Below are 16,189 nucleotides of genomic sequence, written 5' to 3' on the forward strand. Positions count from 1 at the left end.
TCAGAGGCTGTCGTAGACGCCGTAGTCGAACATGTCCTCGACGCTCAGTTCCGACTCGGTCTTGCCGAGACGGGCGGCGTACCGCGCGAAGATTTCGGCACCGGATTCGATCTCGTGGGGGTTCGTGATGAACGCCGACGCACGCGAGTCCATCGCCTGCTGTGCCGTCTCCACCGGGAGCGCCTCCTCGCCGATGACGGTCGAGGCGTGCTGTGCGGCCCGGTCGGGGTTCGACAGCGCGAAGTCGGTCGCGCGCTGGTGCTGGCGGACGAACTCCGTGGCGACCTCGCGGTTCTCCGCTCGCAGGCGGTCGTGCATCAGCGTCACCGCCGCGGGCTGGCCCGGCATGAAGTCACCGGCCCACGCGATGGGCGAGAAGGGCGCGTCGTTCGCCTCGATGACGGTGGGGACCGGTTCCATGATGGACGTGCCGTCGATCTTCTCCGAGAGGAGCGCCTGTCGCACCGGTCCAGCACCGCCGAGTGCGGTGATCTCGACGTCCTCTTCGGGGTCGAGCCCGAGTTCCTCCTCGACCCAGTACCGAAGGAGGATGTCGGGCACCGACCCCGGCGGGAAGGTGCCGAACTTGAACTTGCGACCCTTCTCCTCCTCGAAGACGGAGAAGGCCTCCGTTCCGTGCTTTTCCCACAGTTCCGCGAACTCGTCGGTCGCGAGTATCTGCATCGCGTCCCTGATGTTCGCCGCGGTGATCTTCGAGGGGATTCCCCTGTCCATGACGATCATCGCGGGGACGATGCCGAACATCATCACGTCGAAGTCGCCCTTCGCCGAGGCCTGCACGATGGAGGGCCCGTCCGAGAACAGCTTCCCCGAGACGTCGACGGAGAGTTCGTCGAAATACCCCTCCTCCCGCATGACGAAGTACTGCATGTCGGGGTAGATGGGCATGTACGCGACGTCGAGTTCGGAGAGGCCGCTGCCCCCGCCACCCGTGACGGCTCCGGCACAGCCAGCGAGGGCGGCCGCGCCCGTCGCTCCGGCCGCACCGAGGAACCGTCTCCTCGACGTCCCAAACCCGTCACCGCGCGTGTGCTCTGACATGGGTCGAACTACGAGAGCGTCCTTTATGCCCCGCTCGCAGGCGGTAAGAGTCGTGTGCAGCCGTTTCGAAGGGTACATACGACTCAGGGTGGGAGACGCCCTGTACCCCGATTCCAGCGGCCTTTGCCGGAGAATCGTCCTGTGCCCTCGCGTCGTAGAAACCGGCAAGACCGTTGCGTACCCGCCGAGGTTCACGTCAGCGGCCGAGGGCGTTCGCGCCCGGCGGCTGTCGGTGTCTGCCAGCGGCGACGCACAACCGGTCGAGTCGGTAGACGGCGCGGTTTCGCAAAGAACTATCCGCTCCGCGGTGCGGGTGAGAGTATGACAGGCTTCTCAGACCGGGTCGAACGCATCTCCATCAGCGGCATCCGCGAAGTGTTCGAGGCCGCGGGCGAAGATGCGATCAACCTCGGCCTCGGCCAACCGGACTTCGCGGCGCCCGAGCACGCGCGGCGGGCGGCCGCCGACGCCATCATGGCCGGCGAGGCGGACGCGTACACCGAGAACAAGGGCATGCTGTCGCTCCGCGAGGCAATCGCCGAGAAACACGCCCGCGACCAGGGTATCGAGCGCTCGCCCGACGACATCGTCGTCACCGCCGGCGGGAGCGAGGCGCTCCACATCGCCCTCGAAGCCCACGTCGACAGCGGCGAGGAGGTCATCATCCCCGACCCCGGCTTCGTCTCGTACGACGCGCTCACGAAACTCGCCGACGGCGAACCCGTTCCCGTTCCCCTCAGGGAAGACCTCACCATCGACCCCGCTCGGGTGGAGGAGGCCATCACCGACGACACCGCCGCGTTCGTCGTCAACTCCCCCGGGAATCCGACGGGTGCCGTGTCGAGCGAGGCGGACGTCCGCGAGTTCGCCCGCATCGCCGACGCATACGACGTGCTCTGTATCTCCGACGAGGTGTACGAGTACACCGTCTTCGACGGCGAGCACGTCTCGCCCGTCGAGTACGCCGAGAGCGACAACGTCGTCGTCGTCAACTCCGCCTCGAAGCTGTTCTCGATGACCGGGTGGCGCGTCGGCTGGGTTCACGCGTCTTCTCCTCGAATCGAGCGGATGGTCCGCGTCCACCAGTACGTCCAGGCGTGTGCCTCCGCGCCCGCACAGTACGCCGCCGAGGCGGCGCTCACCGGCCCGCAGGAACTCGTCGACGAGATGACCGACTCGTTCAAACGGCGGCGCGACCTCCTCCTCGATGGGCTCGCGGAGATCGGTATCGAGTGCCCGACGCCGACCGGCGCGTTCTACGCGATGCCGAAGGTACCCGACGGCTTCGTCGAAGCCTGCATCGAGCGCGGCGTCATCCTCGTGCCCGGCGAGGCGTTCGGTTCGCACGGGGCGGGGTACGCCCGCATCTCCTACGCCACGAACGTCGAGGAACTGGAGGAGGCGCTCGACCGGATGGCGGCGGCGTACGACGCGGTCGCCTGAGGACGAACGCGCTCTCCAACGCGAAACAGTAACCATATTCGATTTCTTCGGTTCTGTGGGAGAACCGGCTTCGATTTCTCGTGAGAGTTTTATCTGTCGGGGATAACCCACCTACCGATGGGGAGAGTCGTCTCGTTTCGAGGGGTCTCCGACGTGGACCTCTCCTGGAACGAGGCGACGGGGGCGATAGGTGATTCGGTTACGGTGCTCCCGGTCGTCGTCGCCGTCACGGTCCTCACCGACCTGTCGCTGTCGACGATGCTCGTCTGGTTCGGCGTCTTCCAGCTCGTCTGGGGTCTCTACTACGGCGTTCCCGTCTCCGTCGAGCCGATGAAGGCAGTCGCCGCGCTCGTCATCGCCGGGTCGATCACGGCCGGCGAACTCCTCGTCGCCGGCTTACTACTCGGCGTCGTGCTGTGTCTCGCCGGAGCGACAGGGTCGCTCACGCGACTCGGGCGGGTCGTCGGGTCGCCGGTCGTCCGCGGCATCCAACTCGGGGTCGCGCTCGTCCTGGTGCGGACTGGTGTCGACCTGAGCGTCACGAACCCCACGCTGGCGGGTCTCGCCTGTCTGATCGCGGTCGTCCTCGTCGTCGGGGGGTACTGGCGAACGAGCGCGCTCGCCGTGTTGCTCGCCGGTGGCATGGTCGCGGCGAGCACCGTCGGACTGCCGTCGCCGACCGTCCCGTCGGTCGGGATGGCGGTGCCAGTGGGGATGAGCGACCTGACGGTCCCGGCGCTCGAAGCGACGCTCGCGCAACTGGGGATGACGCTCGGCAACGCCGCGCTGGCGACGGCCGTCCTCCTCGGTGACTACTTCGACCGGGACGTCTCGCCGGACGAACTCGCGACGAGCATGGGCGTGATGAACCTCGTCGCCGTCCCGCTCGGCGCGCTTCCGATGTGCCACGGGAGCGGCGGCGTCGCCGGCAAGTACGCCTTCGGCGCGCGGACCGCGGGGGCGAACCTCCTGCTCGGCGTCGGCTACCTCGCCGTGGCGGTCCTCGCGGTCGAACTCGTGGCCGCGTATCCGGTCTCGATGCTCGGCGTCGTCTTGGTCCTCGTGGCCCTCCAACTCGGTCGGACGAGCCTCGAAGCGGCGACCGACTACCCGCTGGTGGTCGCCGTCGGTCTCTGTGGGCTCTTCTTCGACCTCGGCCTCGCGTTCGTCTGTGGCATCGCCGCCTATCACCTGCTTCGGTGGCGGCGTGGCTGAACCGCCGGCCTGCTCTTCCGTGTCGCCCCGCCGCTCACGTCGCCGTACTGACGATCTTGATCACGTCGCCCTCTTCCAACTCGTAGGACTCGCTGATCCGCCGGTTCGACCGGGCGTCGACGGCGTGGAGGTAGCCGTCGCCGATGTCGGAGTGGACGGCGTACGCGAGGTCCTTCGGCGTCGACCCCCGCGGTACCAAGAAGGCGTCGGGGAGGGTCTCGCCCTGCCCGTCGGTCCACTTCGACTCGTTCTGCACGGGGTAGACGGTGATGTGGTCGAGCAGGTCGTAGACGGCGGTGTCGATGGCCTGCTGGACGCCCGTCCCGCCGTACTCGGCCATGACCTCACGTATCTGTTCGAGTCCGTTTCGCTGCCCGCCGGTGAGGTCGCCGACGATGGTGAACTCCTCGTCGCCGGGGTCGTACTCGACGATACCCGCCTCCGCGCCTCGCCTGAGCGCGAGTTCGCCGTCGGCGGTCGCCACGACCGAGAGCGTCTCGTGCTCGGCGATGCGCCGGAGGTTTTCGGACGGTGCGATGTCGGCCTTGTTCGCCACGAGGACGAGCGGCTTGGTCCGCTCGCGGATCTCTCGGGCGAGCGCCTCTCGCTCCGCGTCGGTCCACTGGATGGGGTCGGTCGGGTAATCGAGCGTCCGGAGCGCGGCGGCGACGTCGTACTCCGACGCGCCGAACCCGGTGAGGAGGTCGGCGAGCGCCTCGTCGATGTCGAAGTCGGGCGACCGGGACTTCCGCTCGACCCCCTCCCAGTTGCGGTCGATGATGCCGGCCAGCCACTGGTCCATCTCCTCCCTGATGAAGTCCACTTCCGCTATGGGGTCGTACGCCCCCACCTCGACGGGTTCGCCCTCCTCGTTCGTGCCGCCGGAGGCGTCGACGACGTTGAGGATGGCGTCGGCGTTCGTGAGTTCGTCGAGGAACTGATTACCCAGCCCTCGCCCCTCGTGCGCCCCGGGGACGAGCCCCGCGACGTCGACCAGTTCGACGGCCACGTACCGTTTGCCGTCCTCGCAGTTGCCACACCGCTCGTCGCGGTCGAGACACGGACAGCGCGCCCGGGCGTAGGTGATGCCCCGGTTCGCGTCGATGGTCGTGAAGGGGTAGTTGGCGACGTCGACGTCGGCCATCGTGGCCGCCGTGTAGAACGTGGACTTGCCCGCGTTGGGCTTCCCAGCGAGCGCGAGAGAGAGCATATCCCCTTCCTCGCACGTACCGAAAGAGTGCCTTTCGGTCGTCGTGGAGTGCGCGCGGTCGTGAGTGCCGGCCGTCGCCGGCCCGCGACCGTCACTCGTCGGGTCGGTCCCGCTCCCCGTCGGCGTCGTCAGCGGTCGACTCCGACTCCGGTTCCGATTCGGCCGTCGACGCCTCTGACTCCGACGCCTCGACGGGTTCGGCCGCCGGCGGCGCGTCCTCGACGACCTTCTCTTCCCGCCGGAAGGGCCACCACCCGCGCCGCCACGCGAGGGCACCGCCGACGAGGCCGATGGGCGTCGCGAGGACGATGAGGTACGGAAGGACGTACCCGAGGACGACGACGCCGGCACGCAGGGCGACGACGACACCGTTCACCGATTCGAGGAACGCGCCGACGAAGCCGATGTCGTACCACTTCTCGTCGACGCCGAGGCGGTCGGGCCGTTCCTCCCGGATGTCGACGGTGATGGTCGAGTACGCCACCCGGCGTTCGAGCGCCTGCTTCCGCGCCTCCAGTCGCTCGATTTCCGTCTGTACTTCCGAGAGTCGGCGCTCGACCTGGAGGATTGACTCGGTGTCGTTCGCCTGCTCGTACAGCGTCCGGAGGCGGTCGCGCTGGGCGCGGAGGTTGTTCAGTCGCGCCTCGATGTCGACCAACTGTTCGGTGACGTCCTCGGTCGAGGTCGACGACTCGATGACTTCACCCTCCTCTTGGACGTCGTTGAACGTCTCGCTGAACCGCTCGTTCGGGATCCGGAGGACGACGGTCCCCATCAGGTACGTCCGCTCGCCGACGCGGCGCTGTTGTTGTTGGGTGTCGGAGACGAAGCCGCCGCGCGACTCGACCAGTTGGGTGAGGTTCCGCTCGGCCCGCTCGAAGTCCGTCACTTCGAGAGTCACGTGTCCGGTCCGGATGAGCGCGCGCGAGTCGATGGACTGCATCGACGAGGCGTCGTCACCCGACCCGCCCGATTCGGCGGCCATCTCGGTGGCCTGCGCCGTCGCTTCCGCGTCGTACTCCGCACCGGTGCTGGCTGCGCCGCCGTCACCGCCACCAGACCCACCGCTCTGTGCTGCCCCGTTACAGCCCGCGAAGACGGCCATAAGCACCACGAGGACCGTCACGACCGTGTGTCGCCGGCGTCGGTTCATGTCCGTGCGAACGACAAGGAGCACAAAAACTCTTGGCTAGAGACAAAAGGGGGTTTCACTCATCGCCGCCTCACCGCTCCCGTTCGGCGGCCGCACCGTCCGCCGGCGCGACGTGGTCGACGCCACGCACCTCGAATCGAGCGCCGCCGCTCCTGCTCTCGCCGGCCGAGACGGTCCATCCGTGTGCCTCCGCGACCCCCTGAACGATGCCGAGGCCGAAGCCGACACCCCCCTCGTCCGTCGTGTATCCCCAGTCGAAGGCCCGGTCGCGCTCTTCGGGTGCGAGGCCCGGGCCGTCGTCGGAGACGGCGAACCCGGGGACGTCGCCGTCGAACCACTCGACGCGAACGGTCGCCTCGTCGCCCCTGTCCGTCTTCCCGTGCGTGACGGCGTTCGAGAGGAGGTTCTCGAGCAGTCTTCGGAGCGCGCTCTCGTCGGCGCGGACGGTGACGTCCTCGCCCGCGTCGACGACGAGGTCCGTCCCGCGGCTGTCGATGAGGGTCCACACACTCCGTACCGTCTCGACGAACGCGACGTCGGCGGGATCGTCGACCGCGTCCGGTTGCCGGGCCAGCGTCAGGACGTTGTCGATGATGTCGGTCATCTGCCGACACGCCCGCGAGATGCGCTCGGCGTTCTGGTCGACGGTCGCCTCGTCACCCTCGTGTGCGGCCTCGCGGAGCAACACGAGCGACCCCTCGACGACGTTCACCGGCGTCCGAAGGTCGTGACTCACGATGCTCGCGAAGCGGTCGAGCCGCCGGTTCTGCCGTTCGAGGCGGGCCCGCTGTGCGTGTTCGGTGGTGACGTCTTGGGTGAGCGCCATGCCGGCGACGACCGCGCCGGCCCGGTCGCGGACGGGAACCGTGTGACCGCGGAAGGTGCGACCCGCGTAGGTGAACTCGAAATCGGAGTGTTCGCCGTCGAGCGCCGCCCGGTACAGCGCGCCGTACCGTTCGACAAAGGCGGGCGAGTGTGCGTCTTCGAACCGCTCGCCCTCCAGGTGGTCCCGGTCGAGCGGGAGGTCGTCGAACACGGTCCCCCCGACGACGAGATACCGGAGTTCCCGGTCGTACAGCGCGACCGCGCCGTTCGGCAGGTTCTCCGCGAGCATTCGGTACCGGCGGTCGACGTCGTGCCCCTGTCCTCGGTCGGAATCGACCCGTTCGAGCGCCGTCCGGACTGCCTCCTCCAGTGACTCGTCCGCGGGACAGTAGCCGGTGATTCCGGCGGCGACGGCCCGGGCCGCCAGTCGCTCGCTCCCCTCGGTCCCGGGAGCGAAGACGGTCGCGACCCCGTGGGTGTGTTCGTCGACCCGCCGGAGGAAGCCGAGGCCGTCGTCGCCGGTATCGTCGCCATCGGCGTCTCCGTCGTCTCCCCGTCCCGACAGGACGCCGCCCACGACACAGTCGGGATACCACGAGTCGGCGAGAGTGTCGTCGAGGAGAGCGCACGCTTCCGCGGCCGTTGCGACGCGTCGAACATCGAATTCCCCCGGGCTCTCCCCGACATCGGCGTCGACCCCCACCCAGAGGACGCGCGTGTCTACCTCCCCCCGCACGTTCATACGCCCAAGAGTGAAACTATCGCAATAAAGTTTGTCTGACAAATGATAACTATCCGAGACGTTCGGTCGAGGGGCACAGCGCACGACCGGTTCGCTCCGTCGCGGTGTCTCACTCCGCGTCGCGGGAGGTGTCGTCGCGGCGGATGTGCATCTCGCCGCGGGCGCGGACGGTGCCGTCGACCGTCGCGCGCTCGTGGAGAGCGAGGTCGCCACAGGAGACGTCGCCGAGGACGCGCGCACCCTCTTCGATGGTCACGTGACCGCCGCGGGTCGTGACGTCGCCGTGGATCCGGGTCTCGGAGCCGACGGTGATGTCGCCCTTCGCGCGGAGGCTGCCGAACACGTTGTTGCCCGACCCCATCTCGATGCTCGCGGCGCGGATATTCCCATGTAAGCGGCAGTCGGAGCCGACGTGTGCGGGCGTGGAGACGCGCCAGGCGTCGTCGGAGACGTCGGCGCCGCGGGGGATGACCAGTGGGGTCTGGCCTCCATCGGACGAGAGCGCCTGCGCCATCTCGTCGGCGGCGTCCTTCTCGCCGATTCGAAGTAACTGCGAGAGGACGATGAAGTAGAAGACGAGCGTCGGCATGGGGTTCCGAATAACGATCCAGCCGCTCGCTTCGAACCCCTCGTCGATGTCGACGTCGTCGCCGATGTCCAGGTCGCCCGAGACCATCAGGCGGCCCTCGATGTGGACACGTTCTCCTAGATAGGCGTCCTCGCCGACGAGCACGTTTCCGGCCACCTGACACCAGACGTCGAGACGGCAGTCGCCGTCGGCCTCGATGTCGCCGCCGAAGCGGACGCGCTCGCCCGCCATCACGTTCCGGCCGCGGACCCCGAACTCCACGGAACTCTGCCCGCCGACGAGCACGTCACGGTCGGTGACGAGGTCGTGCTCCTCGACGGTCGTTCCGTCGGGGATCTCGAGGGCGTCGAGCGGGTCGGTTCCGAGTGACACGGGCACAGACGTTCATGGCACGTCACGAGTAATATACTCTCGTGCGACGCGCGTCAGACGGCTACGTGTCGACAGCGTTGAAACGGCCCACAGGACGGCCGTCCGAACACGAACGGTCGGGGCGTCTCACCGGGTGACGTTCAGTCCGCGCTCGATGTCCGTCGTGTAGTCGTCGTCCTCCTCGACGTGGGTTCCGTTGTCCCGCAGCGTGTTCGTGGCGACGACGCCGTCGGCACCCGAGCGCACCAGGATGCCGGTCCCCGTCTCGCTGACCGTGTTCCCCGTGACGGAGAAGCCGAACGGCCGCTTCGTCTCGCGTGCCCCCTGATTCCCCTCGTCGGCGGGGACCGTCCGCACGAGGACGCCCACCGGACAGTTGTCGACCTGGTTGCCGGAGACGGTGACGTCGTACGTGAGCGCCTCCTGCGTCCCTTTCACCTCGTCGCGGAGGTGGGTCTCCTTGTACTCGAGTTCGATACCCGCCTCGCCGCCGGGGTCGGGAGCGAACTCGTCGAGGTTCCGGCAGACGTTCCCGACGATAGCTCCCTTCTGTGACGGCGAGCACGCGATGAGGCTGTGTCCGCCGTCGAAGACGACGTTGCCGGTGACGAGGAAGCCGTTCGTGTTGTACGGGGCGATGTTGTTGAACTTCATCCCGGAGACCCGGTTCCGCGCGATGACGACGTTGCGCGACTGCCGCAGGTCCTTGTCGCTCCCGGCGGGCGCGCCGCGGGTGGTGATGCCGTACCAGTTCGGGTCGACGACTTCGTTGCCGACGACGCTCACGTTCGTACACCGGGTCACCGACAGCGCCATCTGGAACCCGTTGACGGTCCGGTTGTTGGCGATGAGGACGCCGCGACACCCGTCCGCCTGAACCGCCTGGTTGCCCCGCTGGGTCCCGCCGGCGTCGAACTCGACGTTCGTGACGGCCACGTTGTCGCCGCGGAGCCGGACGATATCGTGCCCCGCCGGGACCCGAGCGTCCTGCTCCTCGGTCGGGAGGACGGTTTCGACGGTCCCGGTCTGGGAGGCGACGAACCGGGTTCCCCCCACGCCCGTCAGGGTGGTGTCGCTTCCCATGGTCGCTGGCGCGCCGAACTGGAACGTGCTCGCGCCCGCGACGACGGTCCCGCCGCCGGTGAGGTCGTCGAAGGCGTACTGGAACGCCTCGTCGGCCGTCCCGTCGGTGCTGAACGCCACCTCACCGGCCCCCGCGTCGACGACGACGTACGTGTCGCCAGCGACCCCGCGCCCCTCGGCGGCCGTGCTGTTCCCCTGCGACTGCGTGGCTGCCGACCCGCCGCCCGCTCGTTTGAGGACGAAGTAGACGGACCCGCCCCCCGAGAGGACCGGAGGGGGACTGACCTGTGCGGCCCCGCCGAACCAGCCGAACCCGGCGGCCGCGCCGAGTCCCCCATGAACGACCGACGTGTCGATTCCCAGTTAGTGGCGCTTCCACCGGCGTCACCCGTACGTTCGTGCGACATCGGGCGTTTCTCTCGAAGGCGCTCACAAATCCGTTTATAATAGTCGAACATCGAACACATATCCGTCCGTATCGGTCATACCAGTCTCCGGGGGAACGTAGCGTCCCCGAGCGCCTCGTAGAAGGAACGTCGTGACGGGTGCCGTGCGTTTATATACTCCCGAGAGGTACCTCCCTCCATGACCGCCCTCTCGTTCGACGAACACGGTGTCGACGTCGTCTACCAGGGAACCGATTTTCGGCTCGAACGGGACCTCATCGAGGAGGCCATCGGCAAATCCTACCCGAACGTGACCGACCACGAGGTGCTGAAGATCGTCGAGAAGAACCCGCACCTGTCGGGCGAACCCCGCCGCATCCAGGACATCCTGCGGACGTAGTCGAATTCCGCCTCGAATTCGACGTCAGACCGACCGACCCGACGCCCGCGACACGCCCGAAGAGAGCTGTCGCAGGCGCTCCTCGGCGGCGACGCGGACGATAGAGCCCGCGATCTCCGCCCCACCCGAGAGCGGGTCGAGCGTGGTCTCGCCGCGGCGTTCGCGGTACTCGATTTTTATCTCTTTCACCCGGTAGCCGCGCATCACCGGTCTGAGGAGCAGTTCCGCGGAGAGCCCCGTGTTCTCCGTCCACGTCACCTCGTCGATGACCTCCTTTCGGTAGGCGCGCATGCCGGTCGTCGTGTCGCTGAGGCGACGCCCGGCCAGCAGCGACGCGCCGAGCGCGAACGCCTGGTTCCCCAGTCTGTTGAACCGCGGCATCGTCTCCGCGCCCCGCGAGAGTCGGTCGCCGGAGACGACGTCGTACCCCTCGTTGATGGCGTCGAGGAAGTCCGGCAGTCGCTCCATGGGATAGGTGTCGTCGCAGTCGGTGGTGACGACGACCGGTCGGTCCGGGGCCAAGACCGCCTCGCGGACCGCCACGCCGTACCCCTGTGGCTCCTGTTCGATGACGCGAGCGCCGTGCTCGCGGGCGACATCCGGCGTCCGGTCGGAAGAGCCGTCGACGCAGACGACCGCCGCCCGCCCGTCGGTCACCGCCTCGATGTCGGTGAGGACGTGTTCGATTGCCTCTGCTTCGTTGTAGGTGCCCATCACGACGGCGACGTCGTCGAAGGTGTAGGTCATTACCCCTCGGTTGCGTGGGGAGTGATTTGAAGGTTTAGGTTCGCCGAAACCAAGCCGGAACGCCTACTCCCCCCACTCAGGCCGACGTCTCCGTCCCGGCGGTGAGGTCGGTCGCCCGACGGAAACCGAGGTACAGGAGCACGCCCCCCGCGAGGCCCGTCGCCACGAAGTCGAGCGGCCAGTGCCACGGGAAACGCGGCGGCGGGTCGCGGACGCTCCCGGGGAGCGCCCACAGCACCGGGATGTACCAGTAGAGGTACGCCACGAGGTAGAACCCGCCGATGATGAGCCAGAGCCACTCGGTCCGTTCGAGCCACGCGCGAAACATATGAACGAGATGACACTGTGTCGTCGTAAGTCTACGTGTCGTCGAGTTCGACGTCGACGCCCGCTGGGGTCGACCCGTCCGGCGACCGCTGCTTCCCGACGAGATACCCCAACCCGAGGGCGACGGCTGCGACGAGGGCGGCAGTCCCGACGAGAGCGAGCAGGCGGGAAGACGGGCGGTGAGAGCGACGCCGATCCGCCGCGTCGCGCCACTCGACCGCCCGCGCGTCGACGTACGCGTCGACCGAGTCGTCGTCGACCACCTCGAAGGAGGCCGACCCGGCGAAGTCGAACGGCGCGAGGAGCGACTCCAGCACGTCGACGAACGCCTCCGCGTCCGCGCGCGACGCCCACTCGTACAGTTCGAGGAACTCGCCCGGGCGTTCGCCGGCCAGCCACAGCTTTCGTCTGAACCCGGGCATCCCCGCGAAGAAGGGCGTGGCGACGTTCGCGAGCGGGTCGAACAGGACGCCGCGGACCGTCTCGCCCGCCTCTCGTCCCCGCACCTGCATCGTGAAGACGAGCACGACACAGTCGGAAGACGCGTCGTGTCCCGCGAGCGCCGTCTCGCGGTAGACGATGAACGCGTCGCCGCTCGGGGATTCGAGGACGTCGCCGAGTCGCCCGCGCGGAAACCGGACGCTCCCATCGAGCAGAGACCGGGCGGAACGCAGCGCGGCGCGGGTGAGCGTGAGGGCGGTGTTCGGTGTCATGATGTGTCGCCGACCGAGCGCGGCGTCCGACGGCCCAGGGCTCGGAGTTCGGCCCTTGGTATTTGTCGACGACTGACATAACCGTTGGCCCGGGGACGCGCTGGACGAGGTTTCGCCCCCGACGCCGGGCGAGCGACAGATAGTATCAATATCACGTTCGTCGATTGACGTGTAGAGGAGAGTCGATGGTGCTACACGTGCGGCGGTGGCTGTCGGAGGTGTGGGAGCGGCTGGAGTCGCTTCTCACGGGAGAGAAACCCGACGAGTCGGACCTCGACCTGTACGTCGAGGTGACGCTTCGAGCGGTCGTCGACGCGGTCGTTCCCGAGACGCCCGAACTCGCCGACGAACTGGGTCCCGAACACGTCCCGGGAGGGCTCGCCGTCGGGATGGAGGAGTTCCTCGTCACCTTCGTCGACGACCTCTTCCAGTTCGGCTTCCCGCACGTCGGGACGCGGGGGAACCTCCCGCTGTCGGCGCCGCTGGTAGAGGTCCTCGACGCGGCGGCGGACGCGCTCGTCGCACACGGCGACAACGAGGCCGAACCCGATGTCGAGCGGGTCGTCGCGCTGCTCGGTCCCGGCGACCCGCCCGCCCGTCGCGTGAGACGGGTCGCGGGGACGTTCGCGAAGCTGTCGCGGCGCGACCGACTGCGCGCGCTCGGCATCCTCGACGAGTTCGAACTCCGGGTCGCACCGTTCGGGCACGGCCTGTTCGAGTTCGACGCCGGCCTCGTCGGCCAACTCGTCGTCGGCTTCGCGGAGATGATCTACTACAGCGAGTGGCAGGGGTACGACGACTTCTCGCTCCCCCCGAGCGAGCGCACCCACCCGAACGACCCCGCAGCGGTTCAGAGCTGGCGGCAGACCGGCTACCCGGGGGTCGCCGACGGCTACGCCGCCCTCCGCGGCTACGTCGGAACGGACGACAGCCCGCTCGGCGCGGGCGACACCTGGACGGATATCGACGGGCGAGTGAGCATCGTCCGCGAGTCGGGGAGCTTCCGCGAGAACGACTACGACACCACGGGGTACGAGGAACCCTACCCGGAGTGAGTGACGATGGTCGCCGCACACTACGACGTGGTCGTCGTCGGCGCCGGGGGAGACGGTCCCGTGGCCGCCTGGAAACTCGGCGAAGCCGGACTCTCGGTACTGGTTCTCGAGGCCGGGCCGTTCTACGGCAACGAGCAGTGGCCGAAGCCGAACGAACAGCCGGGAGCGGAGTCGTCGTCGAGCGTCGACGACCTGAGCGGGAGGCTGCTCGACGAACAGTTCACCACGCGGGAGTTGGAGATGATCCGGAAGCTCGTGTTCGGCCCCGCCGACCACGAGCGCGGGTTCTGGCTCCGGAAGTTCCCGGGCGACGGGGCTATCTTGCAGTGTGCGGGCGTCGGCGGGACGACGCTGCACTACACGGGCTGTCACCCGCGCGCGTACCCCGCCTCCATCGACGAACAGCCCCACTGGCCCGTCGACTACGCCGACCTCGTTCCCTACTACCGGGAGATAGAGGCCATGTGCGAGGTGACGCCCGCGCCCGTCACCGCGAAGGAGGAGCTGTTCTTCCGCGGCGCGGCCGCCGCCGGCTGGGACCTCATCGACGGGCTGAACGTCACCGAACCGGGCTACCGCCCCCAGCCCAACGCCATCCGCCAGCCCGACCCGCGGCTGCACGTCGACGCGGGGTACGACGGGGACTTCACCTATCCCGAGGTCGACGGCGACACGCTGGCGCTCGGGAGCATCGCCGGCCACCCGTTCCCGCGCGGCGCGCCCTACGAGGAGAAGGCCAAGCGCGCGAGCAACGTCAGCTTCGTCCCCGCGGCGCTCCGCACGGGCAACGTCACGGTTCGACCCAACGCCTTCGTGACCAGTATCGAAACCGAGACGGCCGGGAACGACCACCCCGAGGCGACGGGCGTCCGGTTCAGGGACACGTGGTCGGGGCGGGTCGAATCGGTGGACTGCGAGGTTCTCGTCCTCGCCGCGGGCGCCATCGAGACGCCGCGACTGTGGTTGAACGCCGACCTCCCGAAGAACGAGTGGGTCGGCCGCGGCATGACCATCCACTTCGGCGACAACGTGATGGGGCTGTGGGACGCCGCCGACCTCGAATCGAGCATCGGGCAGGACACCGTCGACCAGTTCCAGGGGCAGGACATCGCGGCCCGGTTCGACTACCCGGGGCTCGGGATGCTCCAGACCGTCGGCACCGCCCCGGGCATCGGGGCCATCCTGGGGTTCGGGTCGAGCGCCTCGGGTTTTGCTTTCGAGAACGACCCGGACGACGCGCCCTGGGACACTCTCGGGAGGCTGGCCGGGTCGGAACTCAAGCGGTTGCTCTCGGGCTACCGCCGGACCCTCCAGGTCCTCGTCGTGAGCGACGACCGGCCCCACCGACGGAACGGCGTCACCGTCGTTCCCGGCGTCGAGGACGAACACGGACCCATCCCGCTCGTGAACTACGAGCCGAGCACGGGCGACAGACAGCGGCGCGACCGACTCGCCGAGATAGCCGCGGAGATCCTTCGAGCGGCCGGCGCCTCACACGTCCATCGCTCTGACTCGCCGCCGACGGCGCTGCACGTCCACAGCACGATGGCGATGGGGAAGGTGGTCGACGAGGCGTGCGAGGCGTACGACGTCGGTCGGCTGTTCGTCGCCGACCACTCCGCGCTGGCGAACGGCGTCGGCGGCGCGAATCCGACGAACACGGGGCAGGCACTGGCCGCCCGGACCGCGGATAAAATCGTCGAGCGGTACTTCGCGGGCTAACTCAGCCCGCGGTCGTCGGGGGAGTCCTCCAGTTCCTTCGCGCGGTCGACGAGGTAGTCCATCATGTCGCGGGCGGCGTCGCCGACCGCGTCGAGGTCGTCCGTCGACTGGCCGCTGACGCGGACCGAGAGGTCGTAGAGGTCGAGTTCGACCGTCGGGACCGTCTCGTCGCCGTTGTCGCCCTCCCGTTCGGCCTCGTGTGCGGGGGGCGTCGTGTTCTCGATTTCCCCGTGGGGGTCGTCGTCCGCGTCGTCGACGCCGACCGACTCCGCGTCGACCGCGTCGGTGTCCTCGGCGTCCGTGTCGGAGTCAGTGCCGTCGTTCGCGTCGTCGGCGCGTTCGAGGGTCATACCGCTCTCCTCCGTCGGACGGCACAAAAATCACTCGCCCTCTCCCTCGCGCGAGCCGAACGCTCGCTCGTCGAGACGGGTCGTGACGTGGTCGGCGAGCGTCGACAGGTTCTCCGTGTCCTCGCGGTTGTACGAGACGAGCGTGTCCAGCGCCGCGCTGTCCCCGCGTTCGTACTGCCGCCAGAGCCTGACGGCGTCGCGCCCCGAGAGGTCCGGGCGGTCCCGGCCGATACCGACCTCCCGTTCGATGGATTTGAGCCCGCCCGCGAGCCCGACCGAGCGGCAGGCGTACATCAGGTCCAGGTGCGGGTAGTCGAGGTCGACGTCGAACGACGTCTCCAGGAAGGGGACGTCGAACCGGGCGCCGTTGAACGTCACGAGCAGGCCCGCGTCGGCGAACACGTCCGCCAGCGCGTCGGCGGTGAGGTCGTCGCCGTTGACGAGCGTCGTCGTCTCGCCGTCTCTGTGCACCGAGACGGTCGTCACCTCGTCTCGGTTGTGGTCGAGGCCGGTCGTCTCGATGTCGAAGAAGCAGGCGTCGTCGCGGAACGTCTCGTAGAGTCGCCACCGCTCGTTGCTCGGGAACGTCCGCGCGAAGTACGCCGTGTCGCGCGCGTCCAGTCGAGGGCGGGCCTCGTCGATGAACGTCTCGATGCGTTCGGCCGTCGTCGGGCCGACGCCTTTGATTTCCCGGTGAAAGTCGTCCCACTCGCGGACGCCGTTGTTCCACAGCCGCCGTTCCGTCGTCTCGCCCACCCCGCGGACCGGGATGAAGGAGTTCTCGACGCGCATGCG

The 16,189-nt window shown here is 68.4% G+C and carries 16 protein-coding genes; 5 read left to right on the plus strand and 11 right to left on the minus strand.

All coding sequences use genetic code 11. The annotated features are described in order from the left end of the window. A complete protein-coding gene (locus C2R22_RS09785; RefSeq protein ID WP_103425590.1) occupies positions 1 to 1,062 on the minus strand; it encodes an ABC transporter substrate-binding protein in 1,062 nt (353 codons plus the stop codon). A 321-nt stretch (positions 1,063 to 1,383) separates the two neighbouring features. Between C2R22_RS09785 and C2R22_RS09790 the strand changes: the two genes are divergently transcribed. Then, the gene (locus C2R22_RS09790) at positions 1,384 to 2,505 is read left to right on the plus strand and encodes a pyridoxal phosphate-dependent aminotransferase (protein ID WP_103425591.1); all 1,122 of its coding nucleotides are present in this window, start codon (positions 1,384 to 1,386) and stop codon (positions 2,503 to 2,505) included. Between the two features lie 117 nt (positions 2,506 to 2,622). Further along, complete coding sequence (locus C2R22_RS09795) at positions 2,623 to 3,720, plus strand: putative sulfate/molybdate transporter (protein WP_103425592.1); 1,098 nt, start codon at positions 2,623 to 2,625, stop codon at positions 3,718 to 3,720. Positions 3,721 to 3,754: 34 nt separating this feature from the next. Here the strand turns inward: C2R22_RS09795 and C2R22_RS09800 are convergent, their stop codons facing one another. The 5 genes from C2R22_RS09800 to C2R22_RS09820 all read right to left on the minus strand — a co-directional run bounded on the left by C2R22_RS09800 (position 3,755) and on the right by C2R22_RS09820 (position 9,814). Then, positions 3,755 to 4,930, minus strand: a complete 1,176-nt coding sequence (locus C2R22_RS09800; protein ID WP_103425593.1) for a redox-regulated ATPase YchF — start codon at positions 4,928 to 4,930, stop codon at positions 3,755 to 3,757. A 91-nt stretch (positions 4,931 to 5,021) separates the two neighbouring features. Continuing rightward, entirely contained in the window at positions 5,022 to 6,083 is a 1,062-nt protein-coding gene (locus C2R22_RS09805; RefSeq protein WP_103425594.1) for a DUF4349 domain-containing protein, read from the minus strand. 70 nt (positions 6,084 to 6,153) lie between these two features. Next, positions 6,154 to 7,650 (minus strand): sensor histidine kinase, encoded by a 1,497-nt coding sequence (locus tag C2R22_RS09810; RefSeq protein ID WP_103425595.1) that lies wholly within the window; start codon positions 7,648 to 7,650, stop codon positions 6,154 to 6,156. Positions 7,651 to 7,759: 109 nt separating this feature from the next. Beyond that, complete coding sequence (locus C2R22_RS09815; protein ID WP_103427635.1) at positions 7,760 to 8,611, minus strand: polymer-forming cytoskeletal protein; 852 nt, start codon at positions 8,609 to 8,611, stop codon at positions 7,760 to 7,762. 126 nt (positions 8,612 to 8,737) lie between these two features. Beyond that, positions 8,738 to 9,814 carry a NosD domain-containing protein gene (locus C2R22_RS09820; RefSeq protein WP_245902960.1) on the minus strand — a complete coding sequence of 359 codons (1,077 nt, stop codon included), beginning with the start codon at positions 9,812 to 9,814 and terminating at the stop codon, positions 8,738 to 8,740. 465 nt (positions 9,815 to 10,279) lie between these two features. Between C2R22_RS09820 and C2R22_RS09825 the strand changes: the two genes are divergently transcribed. After that, entirely contained in the window at positions 10,280 to 10,480 is a 201-nt protein-coding gene (locus C2R22_RS09825; protein WP_103425597.1) for a DUF5800 family protein, read from the plus strand. Positions 10,481 to 10,504: 24 nt separating this feature from the next. Here the strand turns inward: C2R22_RS09825 and C2R22_RS09830 are convergent, their stop codons facing one another. The 3 genes from C2R22_RS09830 to C2R22_RS09840 form a co-directional block, all read right to left on the minus strand. Continuing rightward, positions 10,505 to 11,227 (minus strand): dolichyl-phosphate hexose transferase, encoded by a 723-nt coding sequence (locus C2R22_RS09830; protein ID WP_103425598.1) that lies wholly within the window; start codon positions 11,225 to 11,227, stop codon positions 10,505 to 10,507. 76 nt (positions 11,228 to 11,303) lie between these two features. Further along, positions 11,304 to 11,555 (minus strand): hypothetical protein, encoded by a 252-nt coding sequence (locus C2R22_RS09835; protein ID WP_103425599.1) that lies wholly within the window; start codon positions 11,553 to 11,555, stop codon positions 11,304 to 11,306. Positions 11,556 to 11,586: 31 nt separating this feature from the next. After that, entirely contained in the window at positions 11,587 to 12,267 is a 681-nt protein-coding gene (locus C2R22_RS09840) for a hypothetical protein (protein ID WP_103425600.1), read from the minus strand. 185 nt (positions 12,268 to 12,452) lie between these two features. On the opposite strand from C2R22_RS09840, the gene C2R22_RS09845 reads away from it, so the two are divergent. Beyond that, positions 12,453 to 13,322 (plus strand): hypothetical protein, encoded by an 870-nt coding sequence (locus C2R22_RS09845; RefSeq protein ID WP_103425601.1) that lies wholly within the window; start codon positions 12,453 to 12,455, stop codon positions 13,320 to 13,322. Positions 13,323 to 13,328: 6 nt separating this feature from the next. After that, entirely contained in the window at positions 13,329 to 15,044 is a 1,716-nt protein-coding gene (locus C2R22_RS09850) for a GMC oxidoreductase (RefSeq protein ID WP_103425602.1), read from the plus strand. Here the strand turns inward: C2R22_RS09850 and C2R22_RS09855 are convergent. Then, positions 15,041 to 15,394 (minus strand): hypothetical protein, encoded by a 354-nt coding sequence (locus tag C2R22_RS09855; RefSeq protein WP_103425603.1) that lies wholly within the window; start codon positions 15,392 to 15,394, stop codon positions 15,041 to 15,043. The two genes, C2R22_RS09850 and C2R22_RS09855, sit on opposite strands and share 4 nt — an antisense overlap. A gap of 30 nt (positions 15,395 to 15,424) precedes the next feature. Beyond that, positions 15,425 to 16,186, minus strand: coding sequence for a ribonuclease H-like domain-containing protein (locus C2R22_RS09860; protein ID WP_103425604.1), 762 nt, complete (start codon positions 16,184 to 16,186; stop codon positions 15,425 to 15,427). Positions 16,187 to 16,189 lie beyond the last annotated feature (3 nt).

Source organism: Salinigranum rubrum (assembly GCF_002906575.1).
GTDB classification, from domain to species: Archaea; Halobacteriota; Halobacteria; order Halobacteriales; family Haloferacaceae; genus Salinigranum; species Salinigranum rubrum.